We start from the raw sequence: 23,090 nt of genomic DNA on the forward strand, positions 1-23,090 counted from the left end.
TTTTTATTTTCTATACGACCGGTTTTTGTCGATAGAACAATAGTCCTGGTAAGGCTAAGCCTAAAACAAGAGCGCCCAAAATAAAGCTGGTATTGATAAAAGAGCTGATCATTTGCTCAAATAATTTATCGGAAAAGCCATAATGGTGAATTTGTACGATAGCAATCATCGCTTTATAAGCATGAACACCTGGAATCATTGGAATAATTGCCGCAACAGTAAAGACTTTCGGATGGGCTAAATAACGATGAGATAAATGCACCCCAATAAAACCAATCACACAAGTGGCGAAAAAAGTGGCAAAAACAATTGGGACACCAAAGTGTAGTAATAAAGTTCGTGTGACATGTCCAAGTGCACCTAAAATCGCACAATACTTTAAGGCTTTAGGCGGAACATTAAATACTAAAGCAAATCCTACTGCGGGGATGGCAGCAAAAAGCATATCATCGAGTAAATTCAGTAAAAACATCTTATTACCCCACCCAAGAAACAATATTTAAAAGATTTAACGCAAAGACAATACCTAAACAAGCACCAAAAGTGAGAACCGTAGCGATGGTCCAGCGTCCTATTCCCATATTTACATACCCTTTTAAAATATCCGCAAGTGAATTAATTAATGGGAATCCTGGAACGAGTAATAAAACGCTAGAAGCTAATGCGATATGAGGATCATTTCCTAAACTATATTTCAAACTGACACCGGAAATCAGTGAGGCAACAAAAGCGGTAATGGCAAAAACGATGAGTGGATTGTAATGACGTTTAGAAATTTCTTGTCGAACAAACATGGCAATGGCAGAGGCAATAAAGGTGATCGCACAAATTGTCATATCTCCGCCAGAAAGGTGAGCAAAAGAGGCACAAGATAAACCAATCATAAACACCACCAAATAACGGTTATATTTTAGTGGTTTTAACTTATCCAATTTCTTTTGTGCCATAGACAAATCATACAAGTGATGCTCTACGGCAACCACAATGTGCTGAACATCCGTAACAATTTGCATATTAATGCCTTTATCGACATTCTTCCGCACGGTAGTAATACAATGTTGCTTAGAAAGTGTGGTCAATAAGACAGCATTTGCCGTTAAAGCACACTCCACGCTTTCAATGCCTAAAGCTACACCTAATCGCTGTGCCATTTGTACGACAACAGCACTTTCTGCACCATGCTGTAACAATAACAAAGCGGTTTCCACACAAATACGGGTAACCGCTCGTTGGTATTCCTGATTCATATCTCTACGCTCTTATAAAGTAAACCTTAGAGATTATAGATCGATGAATAAAAAATACTGAAAAAATGACCGCACCTATGATCCAAGTCAAAACTTCAGTATTTCCAAAGCCTATGGTTCAACTGAGATTAAATGGCTTTATCAAAATATAGCGGCACATTGCTTAACTTAGCCATATTCGTGATATAAGCTAAAACTGCTGGTGGAAATTCGATGCCTTTCACACAAGTCAGATTTCGTAATACAGGGAAAACGATAATATCTTCAAGAGAAAGTTTACCGCTTAGCGCATTGCCAGATTGAATCAAGGCAGCTAATTTCTCTAAATCCCCTTTTAAGCGAGCAAGATAGGTTTCGGTCTTCGCAATATTTTCAGCAAAATCACCGATAAATTCCGTTTTCTTTTTAGTAAAATAATCAATCGCACTCTGGGTTTCAAATTCTGCTAAGCCAATTTGCGTGAAGCGTGCAGTCGTAAGATGACCATAATAACTGCCGACTTCTTTTAACCATGCTTCAATTTCAGGACGAACTTGTTCAGATAAGATTTTTTCACCAAAATGTTCATCGACATAATGCACGATATCCAAACTTTCTGGCATAGCTGTGCCATCTTCTTTAACTAAAATTGGTACAACCTTTTTCCCCACTAAACCGATTGGCGTTGCTTCATCATCATTCGCGAGCACCACAAGCTCTACCGGCAGATTTTTCAAACCGAAAATCATGCGAGCTCGCACACAAAACGGGCAATGATCGTAAACATATAAGTTCATTTTTTACTCCTCTTTTTCCTGTAATAGCTTACCTAAACCACTTTGTCGTTTCACGGTATTTCTGACCGCACTTTGCCAGATTTTTTCATTAGCAAATACGGAAAGTTGATTTTTCGCACGGGTAACACCGGTAAATACCAGCTCTCGTGAAAGCACTGGATTAGGTTCTGTTGGTAACACCATGACGGTATGATCAAACTCCGAACCTTGGGATTTATGAATCGTCATCATAAACGCAGGCTCGTGAGCGGGAATACGACTGGTAGAAACTTCTCGATTGCCAAACCATACTTTGCCTTTAGCTAAACATAAGCCAATATCACCGTTATACAGTTTCACATTATGATCGTTTTCCGTAATCATAATTGGTTTACCGATATACCAATCGTCTTCTTGACGAAACCAAAGTAATTTCTCCGCTCGTAATGCTAAAGCGATTTCACGATTTAATTCTTCCACACCTAATGCCGAAGCTCGAAGTGCGGTCAAAAATCTCACCGAATTAAAACTGTCTAAAATCGCTTCTGCATAAGTTTTCTCATTGCCCTTTTCATCTATAAATTTTGCATTGAGATCTTTCTTCTGAGCAAAATGAGTTTGAAGTTGGGTTAAATAAACACGGTAATTTTCAACCGCACTTTTCACCACTTGGCGAACAGATTCTTTAACCTCTTGCTCTTCATCAAAATGATGGAAATGCAACTCTTGTGGATATTCCGCAAAAGTCGCCACACTGCCCTCACCTTTTCCTTGTTGAATTTGCTCAGCAAGTTGTTTAATCCCCGAATCATCTCGGAAACGGCGACTAAAGGTTAAATGGCAAATGGCATCACGCAATGGACTATGCTCCCCCTTAGTTGGAACAGTATAGCCCGTTGTTTCATGAATATAATCGGCTTGATCAGGGCTATAATCTAGCGTTAAAAATTGTGCAATTTCGCCTAATACAGCCCCCGCTTCCACAGAGGCCAATTGAGCTTGGTCACCCAATAAAATTAAACGCGTTTCGGGTTTCAACGCTTGCACAAGTTTCGCCATCATCGGCAAATCAATCATCGAGGTTTCATCCACCACTAATACATCAATTTGCAGTGGATTATATGCATGGTATTTTACGCGATCGGTAAAAGGTCGAACGCCTAGTAAACGATGCAACGTTTCTGCGGTTTTAGGAATGGATGCACGTAACTCATCTGAAATCGGCATTTGTGCCAAAGCGTTTTCGATAGATTCCGTTAAACGAGCTGCGGCTTTTCCTGTTGGCGCAACCAATTTAATATGAAGCTTGCCGCCAAATAATTCCTGTAATACACATAACAAGCGAGTGACTGTCGTAGTTTTCCCTGTTCCCGGTCCACCTGTAATCACAGAAAATGGGCTTTTTACCGCCGTTGTGACAGCTACTTTTTGCCAATCAACTTGCGCTTGTTGTTGAGGGAAATAACGATCTAATAATGCCCTGATTTGTTGCGGTTCTACCGATAAAGTGCGGTCATTTTTCAAGGCGTTTTTAATATATTGCGCCACGCGGAATTCATCTTGCCAAGCTCGATAGAAATAAATCGCCCCAAATTGAAATGCGAGAGGCGCAATCTGATTTTCAGGATCTTGTGTAAAAGCAATATGCCCCGCTAAGGCTGATTGCCATTTTGATACAGGAAGTGAACCGATCTTTTCATTGATCAGCAGCAAAAAATCCGTTTCAATATGACGATAAGCCAAGCCGAATAAATTACGTTCTAAGAAACGATCTAATACACAACAAGTATTGCCTTGTGTATAGCTCCAGTTGCAAAGTGCGGCTAATAAAATCGCTAAATTTTGTACGGGTTCGGCATAGCCTTTATCTTTTTGTTTATCAGCAATTAATTGAGCAAAATAATAATCGCCTTGAGTAATCACACCTTGTTCTTGCAAGGATTTTAATAGGCTTAACATTAAAATAATTCCTCTAATTGTTGGATTAATTGCCAATCTGGTTTATCAAAAAAGATGCCCGATTGTGGCGAACCATTCATTCCTCGTAAAAATGCATAGACCACACCACCAAAATCTCGGTTGTAATCGTAGTCAGGCAAACGTGTTTTTAAATAACGGTGTAATGCCACCACATACAACAAATATTGCCAATCATAGTGATGCTCTAACATGGCTTTTTTCAATGCAGCTTGATCGTAATCCTTTAATGTCTCACCTAAGAAATTCGATTTGTAATCAAGCAAATAATATTTACCTTGATGACAGAAAACTAAGTCCATTGTGCCTCGCACCATGCCTTGAATATCATCAAACTGTAACGGTTCTGACGGTAAATGGTGCAAGGCTGCTAACGCTCGGTTAAAACCAGCGACATCAAAATGGCTTGTGATATTGAGATAAAACGCCAACTCTTTTAAGCATTGTTTTTCGTTAATTTGAGCAAGAGTAAAATCATCGTTTGGCAAAATTGGTGTACTGAGTATTTGTGCAAACCACTGTTGGACTGCTGCAAACTGCTCTTCGGCAAGATTCAAATCCTGACATAATTTTCCAATGTTTTCTTTCTCTGCCAGTTGAGCAAAAGGCACCTTTTCAAAATAACGATGCAATAAAGTACCGATTTGTGTTCCCCGTGGAAAATCTAAAACCATTTCATCGTTATCATGATCAAGTGCGGTCAGATTTTCAGGGATATTTTCTATTGAAATCGATGCATCATAATCTTTCGCATCATCAAAAATGAGCGATTTTTTCACCGCACTTTCATTCAAATAAGCTTTATGTTGATGGGTTTGTTCTATGCCACTAAAGCTCGTCACTCGCCAATCTTGTTCAATTTCACCTTGGAAAATTTCCGCACTTAAATTTTCTTGAGAAATATTTAAGGTAAGTGGTTCACTGGCTTGTAACACATCGGTTAATTCAATCGCTACGTCATTTGGTAAAAGCTGCTTAAATTTTTCCAATAACGGTTGAGTATCCCAATTATTTGGCAAATCGAGTTTTCGACCAATTTCACCTTGTGTTAAAACATACAATAAAGCATTCCATTTTTTATCAAAGGCTTTCGGTAACACAAAGGCCATTTGATATTTTGCTCGGGTTAATGCCACATAAAGCAAGCGCAATTCTTCCGCAAAAACTTCTTGGGTTAAATCATCCAAGTGTTGATCTTGCATGTCCCACAATGTTTTCTCTTCATCACTGTCGTAATATAAATTAAACAGTTTCTTTTTAGTTGGGTCTTTTGCTGCATTTCCTAAAAATGGCAACCAAACTAAATCATATTCCAACCCTTTCGATTTATGGATAGTCACAATCTTCACTAACTGACGTTCGCTTTCTAAACGAATTTGTGTTTCTTGACGGCCATTATCTTGAATTTGCTTTTCAAACCAGCGCAATAATGCCGCTTCACTTTCATTTAACGCAGCTGCTTGCTGTAAAATTTCAGCTAAATGTAATAAATCTGTCAGTTTTCGCTCGCCATCAGGCCGAGATAAGAGCTTTTCTGTGATATTTTCAGCTAAAAGTAAATGGTGCAACATCGGCAAGACGCCTTGGCGTTGCCAAATTTGTTGATACTCTGCAAATTTTTCTGCCCAACGTTGCCACTGAATTTCATCCTGGTGAATTTGGTGAATTTCAGCTGCATTTAAGCCGAAAAGTGCGGTCGCAATGGCATTCAAAATTGGGCGTTCCGTCACACTCAAACACGCTTGCAAAATCAAGGCTAGTTCTTTTGCTGTGTTACTCTCAAAGACATTTCCCCTATCCGAAAGGTAAACCGAAGCGATACCGAGTGCTTGCAATTCTTTCTTCACGAGATCCGCTTCGGTATAACCACGCACCAAAACGGCAATATTTTCTGCTCGCAATGTTTGATTTTCCGCTTTGCTTTCATTCGGAAAAACAAGCGGATTTTCAGCCGCACTTTTTAACCATTGCTGAATTGATGTTGCGCAAGCTTTCGCATAATCTTGCTGGGTGGATTTGTCTTTATCGTTAATGTAAAAACGGAAGGCCGGTTCAGGTTGATTATTCAACTGAAAAACAAGATTCTTCTTAGCTACGCCGACATTTAAAAATTCAATATTTTTATAAATAAAGGGGTCATTTTTAAAATCAAATAATCGATTTACCCCTTCCACTAAAGGCTGGGATGAACGGTAGTTTGTGCCTAAATTAAAACGCTCGCTCGCTTCGTCTGCTGCTTTTAAATAAGTGAAAATATCGGCACCACGGAAACGATAAATCGCCTGTTTTGGGTCCCCGATCATCATAAAGCCAACATTACCAGACGCACTTTCATTACGATAAATTTTCGAGAAAATTTGATACTGCAACGCATCCGTATCTTGGAACTCGTCAATCATGGCAAAAGGATATTGAAAACGAATTAACTCCGCTAACTGTTCTCCCCCCTCACCATATAGTGCTTCTTTCAGTAAGCGTAATAAATCATCAAAAGATTTTTCAGGATGATTCGCTTTGTATTCAAGAAGTTTCTTTTGAATACCTTGACGATAGTGATAGAGAATGATTTTTTTAAATAAATCACTTGGTTGAATTTCTTCAATTAAAGCTTCAATCTCTTCAAAGGCTGAATGTGTTATTCTTACACCTTTTTTCTTGAAAGGTGCGTTGACCGCGTTATCTAAAGCCGATTGCGTAAATTTGTTTACTAGCGTTTCATTTAAGGTGATATCTGCTCTATTTTTTGCCCATGAGGTTACTTCATCGATAAGAGATAAAATTGTTTTACTTGAATGTGTTTTTCCATTTAAACAAGATTTCTCTTTTTTCACGACTTCTTCATCAAAAAGGGCTCGGATTTCAACCGCACTTTCTAACCAAGTGTCTTTAATCTTTTCAATAATTTCCGCATTTTTAGTGATATCTTTTTGCAAAAATTCTTTTAATGACAGTTCTAATAGCTCTGGTTTATCAAGTTGTATAGAAAAATCATTCCCAATATTTGAACCTAAATCATTCAATACATCTTCTGGTGACTTTAATTCTTTTGAGATAAATGCAGCTAAATGGAAAGGCAAATCATAAAAATGCTCCCGCCAAAATTCATTTGCAAATTGTTTGAGTAAATCAGACTGATCTTTGAGAAGTTTTAAATTGAAATGTACGCCTGAATTAAAAGCATGTTGCATCAGCATTCGGCGACAAAAACCGTGAATGGTATAAATAGAGGCTAAATCTAAATTTTGTTCGGCCAGCTTTAAGCGGCGAAGTGCAGTCGGAATATCCTCTAAATAAGGCAACAATTCCGCTAAAAATTGATGTTCCCCAGTAAAAATCGCCTTGTCTTGCTTTTCATAATATTCAGAAAAAACCGAAATTGCCGCTGTTAAACGTTCCCGAATTTTACGTTTTAAATCTTCCGTCGCCATTTCAGTAAAGGTTACGACCAAAATTTCTTCCACATTCAACGGACGAGAAAAAGAATTCTCACCCGCCTGTAAAAGTAAACGAAGATAGATAGAACCAATGGTATAGGTTTTCCCAGTACCGGCCGAGGCCTCAATTAAATTGACTTGATTTAAGGGCAACGAAATGGCATTAAGTGCGGTTGATTTTCGGCTCATTTTTTATTTTTCTGTAAACATTAGAGTGCCCCTATTGTAGAGGAATTTCCATAGAAATTCATTTAGTTATTATTTATTTCTTGTATAATTTGGAGCATTTATATCTTAATAATGACACAAAATATTCTGAGGATTTTATGGCAGCAGCAATTCAACAACGTGCAGAACTTCAACGCCGCATTTGGCAAATCGCTAATGATGTCCGCGGTTCTGTCGATGGTTGGGATTTTAAACAATATGTTTTAGGTACGCTTTTCTATCGTTTTATCAGTGAAAACTTTGCCAACTACATTGAAGGTGGAGATGATAGCGTTGATTATTCTACTTTTAATGATGACGACCCTATTATTGCAGCGATCAAAGAAGACACCATCAAAGCAAAAGGCTATTTTATTTACCCAAACCAATTATTTAAAAATGTCGTGGCAACAGCCAACACTAATCCGAATTTAAATACAGACCTAAAAAACATTTTTACAGCTATCGAAAACTCCGCCATAGGCTACCCTTCCGAACAGGATATCAAAGGTTTATTTGCCGATTTTGATACCACTAGCAGCCGCTTGGGTAATACCGTTGCCGATAAAAACAGCCACCTAGCCGATGTATTAAAAGGCGTTGCTGAGTTAGATTTTGGTGACTTTGAAGATAATCATATTGATTTATTCGGTGATGCTTACGAATTTTTAATTTCCAATTATGCTGCCAATGCCGGTAAATCAGGTGGCGAGTTCTTTACACCACAATGCGTTTCCAAGCTAATTGCTCGACTGGCTTTATATGGGCAAGATAAGGTTAATAAAATTTACGACCCAGCGGCAGGTTCGGGTTCTTTATTATTGCAAGCAAAAAAACAATTTGATGAACACATCATTGAAGAAGGCTTCTTCGGGCAGGAAATTAATCACACTACCTACAACCTTGCTCGTATGAATATGTTTTTGCATAACATCAACTACGACAAGTTTGATATCGCCCTTGGCAACACCTTAATGAATCCGCAATTTGGTGACGATAAACCCTTCGATGCTATCGTTTCTAACCCGCCTTACTCCGTGAAATGGATTGGTTCAGACGATCCAACACTAATTAACGATGAGCGCTTCGCCCCTGCCGGCGTGCTTGCGCCAAAATCTAAAGCGGACTTTGCCTTTATTTTGCATGCGTTAAGTTATCTTTCAGCAAAAGGCCGCGCGGCGATTGTCTCCTTCCCCGGCATTTTTTATCGCGGCGGTGCGGAACAAAAAATTCGTCAGTATTTGGTGGATAATAACTATGTAGAAACGGTGATTGCGCTTGCGCCAAATCTCTTTTTCGGCACCAGTATTGCGGTGAATATTTTAGTGCTTTCCAAACATAAACCCGATCCCCAAACGCAATTTATCGATGCCAGCGGTTTATTTAAATCCGCCACCAATAACAACCTTTTGGAAGAGGAACATATTGAGCAAATTCTCAAACTGTTTGCCGATAAAGAAGATGTGCCACATTTAGCAAGAACGGTGTCTAATGATGAAATCGCAAATGAAGAAAATAACTATAATCTTTCTGTCAGCACCTATGTGGAACCAAAAGACACCCGCGAAATAATTAACATTGATAAGCTTAACGCAGAAATTAAGCAAACTGTTGCTAATATCGACCGCTTGCGTGCAGAAATTGACAAGATTGTGGCGGAGATTGAGGGGTAAAACACCATGAAAAACAACTGCACTTTTTTAGAAAAATTATTAGATGGGGCTGAGGTTGAGTGGAAGCCTTTGAATAAAATCGTTACTACAATAACAGCACCAGTTAAATTAAAAAGAGAAATGTATTGTTCTACAGGCTCTACTCCAATAATAGATCAAGGAGAAAAATTTATTGCTGGTTATACTGACGAAAATTTTGAAGCCATTCCTTCAAATGAATATATTATTTTTGGGGATCATTCAGAACATATTAAATATGTTAATTTTTCTTTTATACAAGGAGCAGATGGATTAAAAATTTTAAAACCTAAAGAAGATAATGCTAAATATATATATTACGCATTCCAGAATTTTTATGTAAAAGAGTTGAACTACAAAAGACACTGGTCAAGTGCAAAAGAAACATTAATCCCTCTACCGCCTCCAACTGTTCAAACCAAAATCGTCCGAATTTTAGACGCATTGACAGCGCTTACCAGCGAGCTTACCAGCGAGCTTATACTACGCCAGAAGCAATATGAATACTATCGAGAAAAATTGTTAAGTGAAGAAGAGCTAGGGAAGGTTGGGTTTGAGTGGAAAACTCTAGATCAAATTTCAGAAAATTTAGATTCTAAAAGAAAACCTATTACAAGTGGCTTACGTACTTCAGGTAAAATTCCTTATTATGGAGCTTCTGGTATTGTTGATTATGTAGAGGATTACATATTTGACGGAGATTTTTTACTTATTTCTGAAGATGGGGCTAATTTATTAGCTAGAAATACGCCTATTGCCTTTAGTGCTTCAGGAAAAATATGGGTGAATAATCATGCTCATATTTTAAAATTTGAAACGTATGAAGAACGTCGATTTATTGAATTCTATTTAAATAAAATAGATTTAACCCCTTATATTTCAGGTGCTGCGCAACCTAAATTAAATAAAAAAAATTTAAATAGTATTAAATTCCCGATTCCTAGCATTCCAGAACAACAACGCATCGTTTCAATCCTTGATAAATTTGAAACCCTTACAAACTCCATCACCGAAGGCTTACCTTTGGCGATTGAACAAAGCCACAAGCGGTATGAGTATTACAGAGAATTGTTATTGAATTTCCCAGGCAGAGAATAATATGACTAAAAGTTTAGACGAAATTGCAAAACAGTTAAGAGATTCTGGGAAAAAAGTTAATCTAATTTATGCCTTTAATGGAAGTGGGAAAACCCGTTTATCAAGAGCTTTTAAGTATCTTATCGAACCGAAAAATCATGATGAGGAAGATGAGTCTACGAAAAGAAAAATACTTTATTTCAATGCATTTACCGAAGATTTATTCTATTGGGATAATGATATTCTTAATGACGCCGAACCAAAATTAAAGATTCAACCAAATTCTTTTATTCGCTGGTTGATTAAAGATCAGGGGGATGAAGGTAAAGTAATTGGAAAATTTCATCATTATTGTGATGAAAAACTTATGCCTAAATTTGATATTGAAAATAATCAAATTACATTCAGTTTTGCGCGTGGAGATGATACGCCTGAAGAAAATATAAAACTATCGAAGGGGGAAGAAAGTAATTTTGTTTGGAGTATTTTTCATACGTTAATTGAACAAGTTGTTGCTGAATTAAATATTTCTGAACCAACAGAACGCTCTACTAATGAATTTGATGAACTTAAATATATCTTTATTGATGATCCAGTAAGTTCATTGGATGAAAATCATCTTATTCAGTTGGCTGTAGATTTGGCAAAACTTATTAAAGATACCCAATCTGAAATTAAATTTATCATTACCACTCACAATCCTTTATTTTATAACGTGTTATACAATGAAATTGGAAATAAAGCGTGTTACATGTTGAGAAGAAACGAAGATGAGACATTTGAGCTTGAAGAGAAAGATGGTAGTTCCAACAAGAGTTTCTCTTATCATCTCTTTCTGAAAAAACTATTGGAAGATATTGAAGCCAAGGACATTCAAAAATACCACTTTATATTGCTGCGTAACTTATATGAAAAAACAGCTAATTTCCTTGGTTACTCTGGTTGGTCAAATTTGTTGCCTAATGATGATGCCAAACAAAGTTATTACTCTCGTATTATTAATTTTACCAGCCACTCTACTTTGTCGAATGAGGTGGTCGCTGAACCCACAGATGCTGAAAAAAATATTATTAAATATTTACTGGAACATCTAATTAAGAATTACGGTTTCTATATAGAAAAAAATATTAAAGAGCCACAAACTGATAATACAACAGAGTAACACTATGAACGACTTAACCATCTACAACACCGATGATGGCAAATCTCAAGTTGCATTACTCGTCGTAGAAAATGAAGCATGGCTGACCCAAAATCAGCTCGCCGAACTTTTTGACACCTCTGTACAAAATATCGCCTTACATATAAAAATATATTAGAAGACAATGAATTAGATAAAAATTCGGTTATCAAGGATTACTTGATAACTGCCCAAGATGGCAAGCAATATCAAGTAAAAGATTTCAGATAGATACTGAAAATTTAGAAAATGCAAAAAGATCTGAAAAAGCAAAAAAATCATAATTAAGGAACATTCATGACTCAATACAAAACCATCGCCGAATCCAACCATTTTATCGTTTTAGATCAATACAATAAGTTTGTTGAAGAACCCAATGCCGGTTATCAAACGGAAGGGAGTCTTGAGCGTGAGTTTATTCGTGATTTACAGGCGCAAGGTTATGAGTATTTGCAAGGACTCAATGGTCATGATGCGTTAGTTAAAAACTTACGGGCGCAATTACAGCGCTTGAACAATGTGGTTTTCTCTGATGCGGAATGGCGACGTTTTTTAGAAGAATATTTAGATAAACCGAGCGATAGTCTGATTGAGAAAACACGTAAAATTCATGATGACTATATTTATGATTTTGTGTTTGATGATGGACACATTCAGAATATTTATCTGCTAGATAAGAGAAATCTTGCCAATAATGCCCTGCAAGTTATCAATCAATTTGAACAAACCGGCAGCTATGACAATCGTTATGATGTGACGATTTTGGTGAATGGTTTACCGCTTGTACATATCGAACTGAAAAAACGTGGCGTGGCCATTCGTGAAGCCTTTAATCAAATTCATCGTTACAGCAAAGAAAGCTTCAATAAAGAAAATTCTCTTTTTAAATATATTCAGATTTTTGTCATTTCTAATGGCACAGATACCCGCTATTTTGCCAATACCACCAAGCGAGATAAGAATAGCTATGACTTCACAATGAATTGGGCAACGGCAAAAAATACTCTGATTAAAGATTTAAAGGATTTTACGGCGACATTCCTACAAAAACATACCCTGCTCAATGTGTTGGTGAATTACTGCGTGTTTGATGTTTCCGACACTCTATTGATTATGCGCCCATATCAAATTGCCGCCACCGAGCGTATTTTATGGAAAATTAAAAGCTCATATCAGGCGAAAAATTGGAGCAATAAAGAAAGTGGCGGCTACATTTGGCACACTACCGGCTCCGGCAAAACACTCACCAGCTTTAAAGCCGCACGCCTTGCAACAGAATTAGACTTTATTGAAAAAGTATTCTTCGTAGTAGATAGAAAAGATTTGGACTATCAAACTATGAAAGAATACCAACGTTTTTCACCGGATAGCGTGAATGGTTCAGAAAGTACGGCAGGGCTAAAACGCAATATCGACAAAGACGACAATAAGATCATTGTTACCACCATTCAAAAACTCAACAACCTGATGAAATCGGAAGATAAATTACCGATTTACGATAAACAGGTCGTGTTTATCTTTGATGAATGCCATCGTTCTCAATTTGGTGAAGCACAAAAAAATCTAACGAGAAAATTTAAAAAATACTATCAATTTGGTTTTACCGGCACGCCTATTTTTCCAACTAACGCATTAGGTGCTGAAACTACTGCGAGCGTTTTTGGCGTTGAACTCCACTCTTACATTATCACCGATGCAATTCGTGATGAAAAAGTGCTGAAATTTAAAGTGGATTACAATGATGTACGGCCACAATTTAAGAGCATTGAAACTGAAAAGAATCTTGAAGAACTAACAAAACTCGAGAAAAAACAAGCCTTTTTACAACCTAAACGTATTGAGCAAATTGCCCAATATGTTCTAGATAATTTCAAGCAAAAGACCCATCGCTTTAATGTGGGTAACAATGGCTTTAATGCGATGTTTGCGGTAAGTAGCGTGGATGCAGCCAAAGCTTATTATCAAACTTTTAAACAGTTACAAAGTGCGGTCAAAAATCCACTTAAAATTGCAACAATCTTTTCGTTTGCCGCTAATGAAGAGCAAGATGCGATTGGCGATATTGTCGATGAAAGTTTTGAAGTGGAGGCAATGAACTCATCTGCGAAGGAGTTTTTAAAATCTGCCATTGATGATTACAACGGCTATTTTGCCACTAATTATGATGTGGATGCGAAATCGTTCCAAAACTACTATCGTGATCTCGCCAAACGCGTCAAAAACAAAGAAGTGGATTTGTTGATTGTCGTTGGAATGTTTTTAACTGGTTTTGATGCCCCAACCTTAAACACGTTATTTGTAGATAAAAACTTACGTTACCATGGTTTGATTCAAGCTTATTCTCGTACAAACCGCATTTACAACAGCACCAAAAGTTTTGGCAATATCGTCACTTTCCGTGATTTGGAACAAGATACCATTGATGCGATTACCCTTTTCGGTAAATCCAATACACGCAATATCGTATTAGAAAAAAGTTACCAAGAATATATGGAAGGCTTTACCGATGCGGGTGTGGCCCGTCGTGGGTATTTAGAGGTTATTGCTGAATTGCAAGAACGCTTCCCTGATCCAGATTTAATTCAAACAGAAAAAGACAAGAAAGACTTTGTAAAATTATTTGGTGAATATTTGCGGGTTGAAAACATTCTGCAAAACTATGATGAGTTCGCTGCTTTACAAGCATTTCAATCGCTCGATACCAGTGATGCAAAAGCCGTTGAAGCCTTTAAAGAAAAATATTATTTAACGGATGAGGCTTTTACTGAAATGCAACCTATTGATATGCCAAGCGAACGTAGCATTCAGAATTACCGTTCGACTTACAACGATATTCGGGATTGGCTCCGTCGTCAAAAAGATAGCGAGGAAAAAGCAAAATCGACCATTGATTGGGACGATGTGGTGTTTGAAGTGGATTTATTAAAATCTCAAGAAATCAATCTAGATTACATCTTAGAATTGATTTTTGAACACAACAAAAAAATGAAAAATAAGGCTGAGCTGATTGATGAAATTCGAACCACAATCCGAGCGAGTCTAGGTAATCGAGCCAAAGAAAGTTTGATCGTAGATTTTATTAATCAAACGGACTTAGATAGCATTGTCGATAAAGCCGGTATTATTGAGTCCTTCTTCCAATTTGCCCAAAAAGAGCAACAGAAAGAAGCTGACGAATTAATTAGCAGTGAAGGCCTGAATATTGATGCTGCGAAGCGTTATATTAACGTGTCCTTAAAACGCGGATATGCTAGCGAACAAGGTACGGATTTAAATGAGGCCCTACCGAAAATGAGTCCGCTTAATCCGCAATATCTCACGAAAAAACAAAGCATTTTCCAAAAGATCGTTGCCTTTGTTGAGAAATTTGTTGGGATTGGTGGCGAGGTTTAAAAACTTAAACCGACTATATAGAATTAAAAAGGTGCAATCTATTATTGATTACACCTTTTTATTTTGTCAGTTTTATCAGAAATTAGAACGTTAAAACTTTATCCGCCCATAATGTCCACTCGGATACATCATCTAAGGTACCAAGGGTCACGCCGTCAATTAATTTAGCATCTAATAAACCACGTGCTTTTACGCAGCTGGTGCATAATTTAATTTCAGCACCTTGTGCCGCTAAAATATCGATAAGTTGTTGGATATTGAAGCCTTCATTTGGGTTTTGCCCCGCAATACCGCATAAAATCGCATCAGAAAAGCAGAATAATTTAATATTCACATCCTTGCTGTGCTCTTCTTTCATATTGATGGCGAAACGAACAGCGTTGAACGTTTTCTCTCCACTATATGTGGAATCATTGACGATAAAAAGAATATTTTGCATGACGCACTCCTTGTTGCAATGCTATAAAAATGAAGGCGTAATAAATTACGCCTTTATGAAATCAGCCAACCCAAACGAACTTGGCTACAAATAATAAAGACACCACCCACACAGGGGCATTGACCTCGCGTATTCTACCTGTACAGGCCTTCATGACGCAATAACTAATAAAGCCAAATGCGATACCTTCAGTAATTGAATAAGTAAATGGCATCATCGCTGCAGTGATAAAAGCAGGGGTGGCTTCAGTTAAATCATCCCAGTGTACACGAATAAGACTAGATGCCATTAAAATCCCTACATAGACTAATGCCCCTGCGGTTGCATAAGCTGGTACAACACTAGCAAGTGGCGAGAAGAAAATGGTAAGTAAGAATAAAACACCGACTGTTACTGCTGTTAAACCTGTTCTACCACCAACTGAAACCCCTGCACCACTTTCAATATAAGTACTAATAGCGGATGTGCCGATATAAGAACCTACTACCGCACTCACGCTATCTACATAAAGAGCTTGTTTCATTTTCGGGAAACGACCTTTCTCATCGCTGAAACCTGCTTTATCGGTCACGCCTAATAAGGTGCCTGATGAGTCAAATAGGTTTACTAAAAGGAAAGAGAAAATGATGCCGAGCAAAGCGGTATCTAAAGCACCTGCAATATCCACTTTACCGACAACCGCACCTAAACTTGGTGGCATCGAAACAATGCCGTGGAAGGTAACTTGGTCGTCAATTAAAAGCGCTAATCCAGTGACTACCGCGATAGAAATTAAAACACCAGAGAAAATATTACGTGCAGCTAAAACTACGATAATGAAGAAACCTAATACGCCAAGCAGAATTTTAGGATCATGTAAATTGCCTAATGCCACTAAGGTTGCAGGATTCGCTACAACCAATCCCATATTTTTAAAGCCAATTAACGCAATAAAAAAGCCGATACCTGCACCAATTCCCACGCGCAATGAAAGTGGAATCGAAGCCATTAACCAATAACGGATTTGGAATAAGGTGAGAACAAATAAACCAATCGAGCCCCAGAAAATAGTGCCCATGCCCACTTCCCAAGAATAACCAAGCTTGCCAACGACTACATAAGCAAAGAACGCATTGAGTCCCATAGCCGGTGCAAGGGCGATAGGTAAATTACTGAATAATCCCATCGCAATGGTACCGAGCGCGGCGATTAAACAAGTAGTCACGAAAACAACTTGTTTATCCATTCCCGCATCACCTAATACGGATGGGTTTACAAACACGATATACACCATGGTAAAGAAGGTGGTGATACCCGCGATAATTTCGGTTTTGGTGGTACTGCCCTTTTCTTTAATGGAAAAAAGGCGTTCAAGTAAAGATTGTTGCATTGTTTTCCCCTTAACTTAAATTAATAACCTTGGTGATAAATCGACTCAAGTAATTTCACACCTAATAAGGCGATATTGAAACGTTGCTCGTCAGCAACCGTCCAAAATTCTATACCGTTTTCAACCGCACTTTGTTGGCTGATATGCAATTTTACGCTTTCTTCACCATTTTCGTTTTCGCCATTAATCACAGGCGTAATAAGGCTATCATGTAATTCAATCAATTCGCCTTGTTGTGGTTGGAAATCAAATTCATAATCTGAAAGTGCTGTCACTTTTTGTGCCATGCCGTAGAAGACAGGTACTTGAATTTGATGGAAAATGACATTGTCTAACTGCGGGAAGATTTTTTGTAATTGCAGATTTAAATTAGCCGCTTGTTGTGGAAACACATCAAAGGCAAAACGGGTTTCACCTTCTTCCAATGGCATACCATTCAGTAAACGAGCAGTTTGACCCGCAAGTTTATTCACGGTTTCACCATCTGTATAAGACGCAGGTAAAAGTGACGTAGCAAAGACTTGAGTTAAATTTGTTTGTTGAATAATTGGTAGTAGAGATAAAGCTAATTGACTCACTTGCGGATCAGGTAAACTCACAATGTTACGTTGTCTTAATTCAGTCAGATTTTCTTCATTGATTGTAGGAACTACGACGGGTACATCAGACAATGCAGAGCAAATCCCTTTTAAATCAATCACCACACAGCCACTTTCTGCGGTTTGTGCTAATAAAGGCGCTTGGTCAATTTGGCCTGCGAAGAAAAGATAATTAACGCTATCCCACTCAATCTCATCAGTGGCTAATTGAGCAACGGCTTTATTGCGAAAACGTATCGCTTGTTCTTCTTCAAAAGGATAAATTTCTACAATCGAAACATTGCCTACATCTAGCTCACTTTGTTCAAGTGCTTCGGCAATTTTTTCACATAGATCAAATTCTGCTGCAATAGCAATATTTAGGCTTGCATCCATTTTTCTCTCCGCTGTAAAATGTTCTGAACCGATTCATTCTACAGAAAAAAGACTGATAAATACATAAGGAAATCAGATGACACCAGCAATTGATTTACTAAAGAAAAATAAAATTCCTTTTACTCTCCATACTTACGATCATGACCCTAACAATACACATTTTGGCGATGAAGCCGCTGAAAAACTTGGGCTTGATCCGCACCAATCCTTTAAAACACTTTTAGTTGCTGAAAATGGTGATCAGAAAAAATTAGCGTGTTTTGTGCTTTCCACGGCAAATATGTTGAGTTTAAAGAAAGCGGCAAAATCAATTGGTGTAAAAAAAGTTGAAATGGCCGATAAAGATGCGGCACAAAAAAGCACGGGATATTTAGTCGGTGGCATTAGCCCATTAGGTCAAAAGAAACGGGTAAAAACTGTGATAAATTCGACCGCACTTGAGTTTGATACGATTTTTGTTTCAGGTGGAAAACGTGGATTAAGCGTCGAATTAGCGCCTCAAGATTTGGCTAAATTACTGAATGCCGAATTTGTCGATATTATTGACGAAGAATAGAAAAAGAAAAGCCCGAATGAATCGGGCTATTATTTTTATATGATGTTGTGTTTATTTGAATTAGAAACTTGATGTATCTTGGAATAAGCCAACTTTTAAATCGGTTGCAGTGTAGATAACACGACCATCTACTTCCACTTCACCATCAGCCATTCCCATTACTAATTTGCGATTAATTACGCGTTTCATATTGATACGGTAAACCACTTTTTTCGCGGTTGGTAAGATTTGTCCGGTAAATTTCACTTCACCTACGCCTAATGCACGGCCTTTACCTTTACCGCCTACCCAGCCAAGGAAGAAACCCACTAATTGCCACATCGCATCTAAGCCTAAGCAACCAGGCATAACGGGGTCACCAATAAAGTGACAACCGAAAAACGGTAAATCTGGATGAATATCTAATTCCGCTTCAATATACCCTTTACCAAACGCACCGCCATCTTCGGTCATTTTTACAATGCGATCCATCATCAACATGGTTGGTGCTGGAAGTTGCGGGCCTTCTTTACCAAATAATTCACCACGACCAGAAGCTAATAAATCTTCATAAGTGTAGCTGCTTTTGATGTTGGGTGTACAGGTGTTTTCCATTTTTTATTTCCTTGTATATATAGTTTTGCTTGGTTACAAACAATAAGTGCAGATTCTATGGGGATTTATAAGAAATGTAAACAGCGAACACTTGTTAGCTCAACTTGTCGGATCAGTCAGTAAAATTCACATAAAAGAAAAGCGAACTCAAGGTTCGCTTTAAAGAAATTAAGATTTAAAGAAATCTAACCAGTTTTTTTTCGGCGTTTCCGAACGAAAAGCAATTCGATTTTGAATTAAACGTGCAATAGGCTCTTTGCCCTTCGCATATTCTTCTTTCTCTTCCAATAAATCGCGGTCAAATAGGATTTTGGCTGTTTGATAAATATCCTCGACTTGATAGATAAAGAACTGCTCATTTTTCACCGCCTCAACCACTTCGTCAGATAAGCTTAGTTGTTGAATCGTCGTCGCAGGAATAATCACCCCTTGTTTACCCGTCAAACCACGACGTTGGCAAATGGTGAAAAAGCCTTCAATTTTATCATTCACTCCGCCTACCGCATGCACCAAACCAAATTGGTCAATGGTACCCGTAATCGCAATATTTTGTGGCAATGGCAAATCAGATAACGCGCTGACTAATACGGAGAAAATAGCTAGAGACGCACTGTCACCATCAATTTCACCATAAGACTGCTCAAATACTAAAGAAGCAGAAAATGGCAACTGTGATGGCAACTCTAAGATACTTGCCAAGCATGCTTCAGAAATCATCATACCTTTCCCGTGGAGGTTGCCCGCTAATTCGTTTTTACGCTCCACATCCACGACTTCACCATCACCAAACTGCACTAAACAGCTGATGCGAGAAGGTTCACCAAAACAAACCGGTGTGCCTGGATATTCAATCACAGACAAGCCATTAATCTGCCCAACAATTTCACCGTTGGTTTCTACATAAATTTGTTCGTTGAGAATATCTGCATAAGTACGTTCACGTAAAAAACCATGCTGTTCATTTTTTTGTTTAAAAGCTTGCTCAAAATCAACCGCACTTAAGGTTTGTTTTTGTGACAACGTCGCAGCATTGAGTAACATTTCCGTTGTTTTTAACGGGGAAATGTTAATTAAAAAGCGGTCTTCACTCTCACGCACCAATAACTGATAGAGTTTATTCAATGCAGTTAAATCTAAATCAAGTTCATATTTTGAGGCTAATGCCAACACATAATTAGCCCAATTTTCTTGTGCTTTAGGTTGGGCAACAGAATAGTAGCTTTCAATTTCTGCATAATCAGCCAAGCTGTAAAGATCTTCTTCTAACTCACCTAAGGTCGCAATTTCAGTGCGATTGCCTAAAATCACCACTTTTAAATTAAGTGGATAACTTGGAATATCACAAGGCAAGGTTTTAAATGGATGAGCTGAATACCAATCAAAAGTTTGCGTTTGTAAAATATGTTTTAAGCGTTGCCATAAATCAAATTGGCTTAGCATCGTTGCTGCGCTTAAAATCAAAACGCCCCCATTGGCTTGATGCACTAAACCTGGTGTAAGCAAAATATCTTGCGAACTTGGATGAACGCGTACACTACCAAAAAGACTAAATTGATCAGCGTGTAATGCCTTCAACACATCACCTTGTGCGGCAAAATTATCTGCTGGTGATTGAGCTGGCTCGGTATAAATACGAGGGAAAGAAAAAGAATCCCCCTGCTCAACGACATAATTCACCCCAAAAACTGACCGCTCTTTTGGCTGTTCTTGACGAATAAGTTCTGCTAATAAATCTGCATATTCTGCTTGATCATCGGCTTTTAAAACCAGCAAAGAACGACGAGGTTGTTTTAAGAATAAAGAAATCGCTTTTGTGGCATGTTTTTGTAATGACCAAAAATCAGCCTTTTCAGCTGAAAGTTCAGTAATCGATAATTCTGGTTGTAAGGCTTGCCAATTTAAGGCTTGTTCCGAAGATGTAGAAGTCACGACATATCTCGCTTTAATTAAATTGGCGGTATTATCGCACACTTCACCCTGAGTGAAAATCCGTTATAAAAATCTACTGGAAAAATTTATTTAAACAGCGTATATTTATGAGGTTACCACGTCACTAAAAAGTATAATAAAACGATGAAATATCAAAAATTAGAAAACCAAGAAGCAAACTGGAAATGGATTTATCTCATTCGCAAACATCGCGAAGGGGAAAAAATTACCCGTTACGAAGAAAAAAGCTTAGAAGAAAGCAAAGTTCAAGAATTAATAGAATGTCAGAATTATCCTGAAAAAATCGAAGAGTGGATTAAAAATCACCTTTCTCTTGATTTACCTATTAAGCTTGATCAGGCTATTCGTGCAAGACGTAAACGCTTTTTTAATGCAGAGAAACAATCAACGAAGAAAAAATCCATTGATTTAGAATATGGCGTTTGGCTTCGTTTGTCTAAATATTCACGAAAAATGAAAATGACGCTTTCTGAAACCATCACCTATATGATTGATGAACGTGAAAGCAAAGCGTTATATGAAAGTCAAATGACGGCAATGAAAGCCGGTTTGAAAAACTTGCTCAATAAATAAGATGAAAAAAGCCAAGGCCGAAACCTTGGCTTTTGATTATGCTAAATAGAGAAAATTTTGAAACGTTTTAGCGTTTCGCTTATTCCGCAATCGGAATTATTTTTGTGGCGTGAGATCCTTTGTCGCCGTGAATCACTTCAAATTGCACGCGTTGTCCCGCTTTCAATGAACGGTAACCATCCATTTCAATTGCTGAATAATGTGCAAAGATGTCTGTATCCACGCCTTCTGCAGAAATAAATCCAAATCCTTTTGCGTTATTAAACCATTTTACTACACCAATTTCCATAGTAGACCTCTATAGGCTTCGCCCTTAATACTTAAAAACAATAAGACTCATGCCTTATCACCTCAATTGGAAATATATTCAAACATTTTATTTTTTTATGCAACAAGGAAACTTTAAAAATGATACATTGATCACAAAAATTTTTATTTATTTACTGTCAGAAGCTTCTTTCTCACCTTTTTGATGAATTTCACGCAATGCTTTTGCCACAATTTGAATGGCTTCACCGCTGCTAATTCCTTGTGCCATTAATTCCTGAATTTGCTCTACTGCTTTTTGTTGCTCTTCGTGGGTTAAATTAATATCTAACATTATTTCTTCTCGTTAAATAGACCAATTAAATAATTCCATCACTTTCATCCATTGTTCATCTAAATTAGCTTTAATTTCTATTTTTATTGAATAAATAGGATGTTCAAAAATAAGTGTATCTGCGTGTAAAAATAAACGCTGACAGCCTGAATGTTCCGTCAATGCACGATTTTGATGTAAATCCCCATATTGTGTATCCCCTAAAATAGGATGAAAGATATGTTTCATGTGACGTCGTAACTGATGTTTTCTGCCTGTTTGAGGAATGAGCTTCACCAAGGAATATCTAGTGGTTTGATAACGCCCTACCGCATAAGGCATTTCCACAATGTTTAAGCCCTCATAATCTGTTACCGCCTCTTGAGGGGCTTTATCTTCTTGTGCAAACTTATCTGCAATCTTATCTAATTGGATTTTAAGGGGATAATCAATCTGTCCTTTGCCTTGCAAATACCCTCGTACAATCGCCAAATAAGATTTTTGCACCGTTTTCTGTTCAAATTGCTGACACATTAAATTTGCGATTTCACTATTTAAAGCAAACAGCAAAACACCTGAGGTGGGGCGATCTAATCGATGAATAGGAAAAACATGTTGCCCGATTTGATCGCGCAAGGTTTGCATCACAAATTGCGTTTCATGAGTATCAAGCCAGCTGCGATGTACCAACATACCTGCAGGCTTATTAACGGCGACAAGATATTCGTCTTGATATAAGATCTCTAACATTTATTGATTTTGTAATAAGGCTTCTAATTCACGTAACGGCGTTAATAATTCAACTAAAAAATCTTCTTCTGCTTCTTTAAACGCTTCCTCTAAATAAGGCGACACCGCAATTTTTGAAGGTAACTCAGCGCCACTTTCAAGTAAGGCAAACATTCTTGGAATAAAAATCCATTGCAACCATTCTTCTGGTGACATGGTATCAATAGCAAAAGGCTCTTCACTTAAAAAAGCATCTTGTGAAGGTGGAACCGCTTGCCATAAATCAAGTTTTTGCATAGCAAGTTGTAATTGTTGAAGATGAAGTTTTGTTTGATTACGCATGATTTCCCCTATTTATAAACAAG

The 23,090-nt window shown here is 37.7% G+C and carries 20 protein-coding genes and 1 pseudogene; 7 read left to right on the top strand and 14 right to left on the bottom strand.

The features are described 5' to 3' along the window. Nucleotides 1–10: 10 nt before the first annotated feature. From HMPREF2732_RS06300 to recB, 5 genes are all read right to left on the bottom strand, one after another. Nucleotides 11–472 carry a threonine/serine exporter family protein gene (locus HMPREF2732_RS06300; protein WP_049363622.1) on the bottom strand — a complete coding sequence of 154 codons (462 nt, stop codon included), beginning with the start codon at nucleotides 470–472 and terminating at the stop codon, nucleotides 11–13. Between the two features lie 4 nt (nucleotides 473–476). Next, a complete protein-coding gene (locus HMPREF2732_RS06305) occupies nucleotides 477–1,247 on the bottom strand; it encodes a threonine/serine exporter family protein (RefSeq protein ID WP_049365509.1) in 771 nt (256 codons plus the stop codon). Nucleotides 1,248–1,375: 128 nt separating this feature from the next. Further along, nucleotides 1,376–2,023 (bottom strand): glutaredoxin 2, encoded by a 648-nt coding sequence (gene grxB, locus HMPREF2732_RS06310; RefSeq protein ID WP_070592117.1) that lies wholly within the window; start codon nucleotides 2,021–2,023, stop codon nucleotides 1,376–1,378. Between the two features lie 3 nt (nucleotides 2,024–2,026). Further along, the gene (gene recD, locus HMPREF2732_RS06315) at nucleotides 2,027–3,961 is read right to left on the bottom strand and encodes an exodeoxyribonuclease V subunit alpha (protein WP_070592119.1); all 1,935 of its coding nucleotides are present in this window, start codon (nucleotides 3,959–3,961) and stop codon (nucleotides 2,027–2,029) included. After that, nucleotides 3,961–7,602 (bottom strand): exodeoxyribonuclease V subunit beta, encoded by a 3,642-nt coding sequence (gene recB, locus HMPREF2732_RS06320; RefSeq protein ID WP_070592121.1) that lies wholly within the window; start codon nucleotides 7,600–7,602, stop codon nucleotides 3,961–3,963. The genes recD and recB overlap by 1 nt, the downstream gene beginning before the upstream one ends. A gap of 137 nt (nucleotides 7,603–7,739) precedes the next feature. On the opposite strand from recB, the gene HMPREF2732_RS06325 reads away from it, so the two are divergent. The 5 genes and pseudogenes from HMPREF2732_RS06325 (at nucleotide 7,740) to HMPREF2732_RS06345 (ending at nucleotide 14,961) form a co-directional block, all read left to right on the top strand. Further along, complete coding sequence (locus HMPREF2732_RS06325) at nucleotides 7,740–9,293, top strand: type I restriction-modification system subunit M (RefSeq protein WP_070592124.1); 1,554 nt, start codon at nucleotides 7,740–7,742, stop codon at nucleotides 9,291–9,293. Nucleotides 9,294–9,299: 6 nt separating this feature from the next. Then, nucleotides 9,300–10,409 carry a restriction endonuclease subunit S gene (locus HMPREF2732_RS06330; RefSeq protein WP_070592126.1) on the top strand — a complete coding sequence of 370 codons (1,110 nt, stop codon included), beginning with the start codon at nucleotides 9,300–9,302 and terminating at the stop codon, nucleotides 10,407–10,409. 1 nt (nucleotide 10,410) lies between these two features. After that, nucleotides 10,411–11,550: an AAA family ATPase gene (locus tag HMPREF2732_RS06335; RefSeq protein WP_065245961.1), complete on the top strand. Its 1,140-nt coding sequence runs from the start codon at nucleotides 10,411–10,413 to the stop codon at nucleotides 11,548–11,550. Nucleotides 11,551–11,554: 4 nt separating this feature from the next. Then, a pseudogene (locus tag HMPREF2732_RS09685) lies at nucleotides 11,555–11,793 on the top strand (hydroxyacid dehydrogenase); the annotation flags it as partial. A 72-nt stretch (nucleotides 11,794–11,865) separates the two neighbouring features. Beyond that, nucleotides 11,866–14,961, top strand: a complete 3,096-nt coding sequence (locus HMPREF2732_RS06345) for a type I restriction endonuclease subunit R (RefSeq protein ID WP_070592128.1) — start codon at nucleotides 11,866–11,868, stop codon at nucleotides 14,959–14,961. Nucleotides 14,962–15,043: 82 nt separating this feature from the next. On the opposite strand, the gene HMPREF2732_RS06350 is transcribed toward HMPREF2732_RS06345, so the two are convergent. From HMPREF2732_RS06350 to HMPREF2732_RS06360, 3 genes are all read right to left on the bottom strand, one after another. Beyond that, nucleotides 15,044–15,400, bottom strand: a complete 357-nt coding sequence (locus HMPREF2732_RS06350; RefSeq protein WP_005696059.1) for a DsrE/DsrF/TusD sulfur relay family protein — start codon at nucleotides 15,398–15,400, stop codon at nucleotides 15,044–15,046. A 61-nt stretch (nucleotides 15,401–15,461) separates the two neighbouring features. Further along, nucleotides 15,462–16,769: an NCS2 family permease gene (locus HMPREF2732_RS06355; RefSeq protein WP_049358074.1), complete on the bottom strand. Its 1,308-nt coding sequence runs from the start codon at nucleotides 16,767–16,769 to the stop codon at nucleotides 15,462–15,464. 20 nt (nucleotides 16,770–16,789) lie between these two features. Next, nucleotides 16,790–17,743 (bottom strand): oxidoreductase, encoded by a 954-nt coding sequence (locus HMPREF2732_RS06360; protein WP_070592129.1) that lies wholly within the window; start codon nucleotides 17,741–17,743, stop codon nucleotides 16,790–16,792. 76 nt (nucleotides 17,744–17,819) lie between these two features. Here HMPREF2732_RS06360 and ybaK point away from each other — a divergent pair, with 76 nt between their 5' ends. After that, nucleotides 17,820–18,299: a Cys-tRNA(Pro) deacylase gene (gene ybaK / locus HMPREF2732_RS06365; RefSeq protein WP_005696054.1), complete on the top strand. Its 480-nt coding sequence runs from the start codon at nucleotides 17,820–17,822 to the stop codon at nucleotides 18,297–18,299. A gap of 60 nt (nucleotides 18,300–18,359) precedes the next feature. On the opposite strand, the gene fabA is transcribed toward ybaK, so the two are convergent. Then, nucleotides 18,360–18,893, bottom strand: coding sequence for a bifunctional 3-hydroxydecanoyl-ACP dehydratase/trans-2-decenoyl-ACP isomerase (fabA, locus tag HMPREF2732_RS06370; RefSeq protein ID WP_005698958.1), 534 nt, complete (start codon nucleotides 18,891–18,893; stop codon nucleotides 18,360–18,362). Nucleotides 18,894–19,061: 168 nt separating this feature from the next. Beyond that, the gene (locus HMPREF2732_RS06375; RefSeq protein WP_070592131.1) at nucleotides 19,062–20,864 is read right to left on the bottom strand and encodes an AAA family ATPase; all 1,803 of its coding nucleotides are present in this window, start codon (nucleotides 20,862–20,864) and stop codon (nucleotides 19,062–19,064) included. 102 nt (nucleotides 20,865–20,966) lie between these two features. On the opposite strand from HMPREF2732_RS06375, the gene matP reads away from it, so the two are divergent. Continuing rightward, nucleotides 20,967–21,416, top strand: coding sequence for a macrodomain Ter protein MatP (gene matP / locus HMPREF2732_RS06380; protein ID WP_005696051.1), 450 nt, complete (start codon nucleotides 20,967–20,969; stop codon nucleotides 21,414–21,416). Nucleotides 21,417–21,495: 79 nt separating this feature from the next. On the opposite strand, the gene cspD is transcribed toward matP, so the two are convergent. The 4 genes from cspD to HMPREF2732_RS09975 all read right to left on the bottom strand — a co-directional run bounded on the left by cspD (nucleotide 21,496) and on the right by HMPREF2732_RS09975 (nucleotide 23,067). Next, nucleotides 21,496–21,705, bottom strand: coding sequence for a cold shock domain-containing protein CspD (cspD, locus tag HMPREF2732_RS06385; protein WP_005696050.1), 210 nt, complete (start codon nucleotides 21,703–21,705; stop codon nucleotides 21,496–21,498). Between the two features lie 147 nt (nucleotides 21,706–21,852). Beyond that, entirely contained in the window at nucleotides 21,853–22,017 is a 165-nt protein-coding gene (locus HMPREF2732_RS09880; protein WP_070592133.1) for a YoaH family protein, read from the bottom strand. A 12-nt stretch (nucleotides 22,018–22,029) separates the two neighbouring features. Next, entirely contained in the window at nucleotides 22,030–22,746 is a 717-nt protein-coding gene (gene truC / locus HMPREF2732_RS09885) for a tRNA pseudouridine(65) synthase TruC (protein WP_070592136.1), read from the bottom strand. Continuing rightward, nucleotides 22,747–23,067: a YqcC family protein gene (locus tag HMPREF2732_RS09975; protein ID WP_005696046.1), complete on the bottom strand. Its 321-nt coding sequence runs from the start codon at nucleotides 23,065–23,067 to the stop codon at nucleotides 22,747–22,749. Nucleotides 23,068–23,090: the final 23 nt, after the last annotated feature.

It is taken from the genome of Haemophilus sp. HMSC061E01, assembly GCF_001810345.1.
GTDB lineage: Bacteria > Pseudomonadota > Gammaproteobacteria > Enterobacterales > Pasteurellaceae > Haemophilus_D.

Bases quoted from the DNA above. Each gene is read 5' to 3' on its own strand.
- HMPREF2732_RS06345 (WP_070592128.1), top strand. From the start codon at position 11,866: ATGACTCAATACAAAACCATCGCCGAATCCAACCATTTTATCGTTTTA.
- HMPREF2732_RS06330 (WP_070592126.1), top strand. From the start codon at position 9,300: ATGAAAAACAACTGCACTTTTTTAGAAAAATTATTAGATGGGGCTGAG.
- HMPREF2732_RS06355 (WP_049358074.1), bottom strand. From the start codon at position 16,769: ATGCAACAATCTTTACTTGAACGCCTTTTTTCCATTAAAGAAAAGGGC.
- truC (WP_070592136.1), bottom strand. From the start codon at position 22,746: ATGTTAGAGATCTTATATCAAGACGAATATCTTGTCGCCGTTAATAAG.
- ybaK (WP_005696054.1), top strand. From the start codon at position 17,820: ATGACACCAGCAATTGATTTACTAAAGAAAAATAAAATTCCTTTTACT.
- HMPREF2732_RS06350 (WP_005696059.1), bottom strand. From the start codon at position 15,400: ATGCAAAATATTCTTTTTATCGTCAATGATTCCACATATAGTGGAGAG.
- HMPREF2732_RS09880 (WP_070592133.1), bottom strand. From the start codon at position 22,017: ATGTTAGATATTAATTTAACCCACGAAGAGCAACAAAAAGCAGTAGAG.
- recD (WP_070592119.1), bottom strand. From the start codon at position 3,961: ATGTTAAGCCTATTAAAATCCTTGCAAGAACAAGGTGTGATTACTCAA.
- fabA (WP_005698958.1), bottom strand. From the start codon at position 18,893: ATGGAAAACACCTGTACACCCAACATCAAAAGCAGCTACACTTATGAA.
- HMPREF2732_RS06305 (WP_049365509.1), bottom strand. From the start codon at position 1,247: ATGAATCAGGAATACCAACGAGCGGTTACCCGTATTTGTGTGGAAACC.
- cspD (WP_005696050.1), bottom strand. From the start codon at position 21,705: ATGGAAATTGGTGTAGTAAAATGGTTTAATAACGCAAAAGGATTTGGA.
- grxB (WP_070592117.1), bottom strand. From the start codon at position 2,023: ATGAACTTATATGTTTACGATCATTGCCCGTTTTGTGTGCGAGCTCGC.
- HMPREF2732_RS06335 (WP_065245961.1), top strand. From the start codon at position 10,411: ATGACTAAAAGTTTAGACGAAATTGCAAAACAGTTAAGAGATTCTGGG.
- HMPREF2732_RS06300 (WP_049363622.1), bottom strand. From the start codon at position 472: ATGTTTTTACTGAATTTACTCGATGATATGCTTTTTGCTGCCATCCCC.
- HMPREF2732_RS09975 (WP_005696046.1), bottom strand. From the start codon at position 23,067: ATGCGTAATCAAACAAAACTTCATCTTCAACAATTACAACTTGCTATG.
- matP (WP_005696051.1), top strand. From the start codon at position 20,967: ATGAAATATCAAAAATTAGAAAACCAAGAAGCAAACTGGAAATGGATT.
- HMPREF2732_RS06360 (WP_070592129.1), bottom strand. From the start codon at position 17,743: ATGGATGCAAGCCTAAATATTGCTATTGCAGCAGAATTTGATCTATGT.
- recB (WP_070592121.1), bottom strand. From the start codon at position 7,602: ATGAGCCGAAAATCAACCGCACTTAATGCCATTTCGTTGCCCTTAAAT.
- HMPREF2732_RS06325 (WP_070592124.1), top strand. From the start codon at position 7,740: ATGGCAGCAGCAATTCAACAACGTGCAGAACTTCAACGCCGCATTTGG.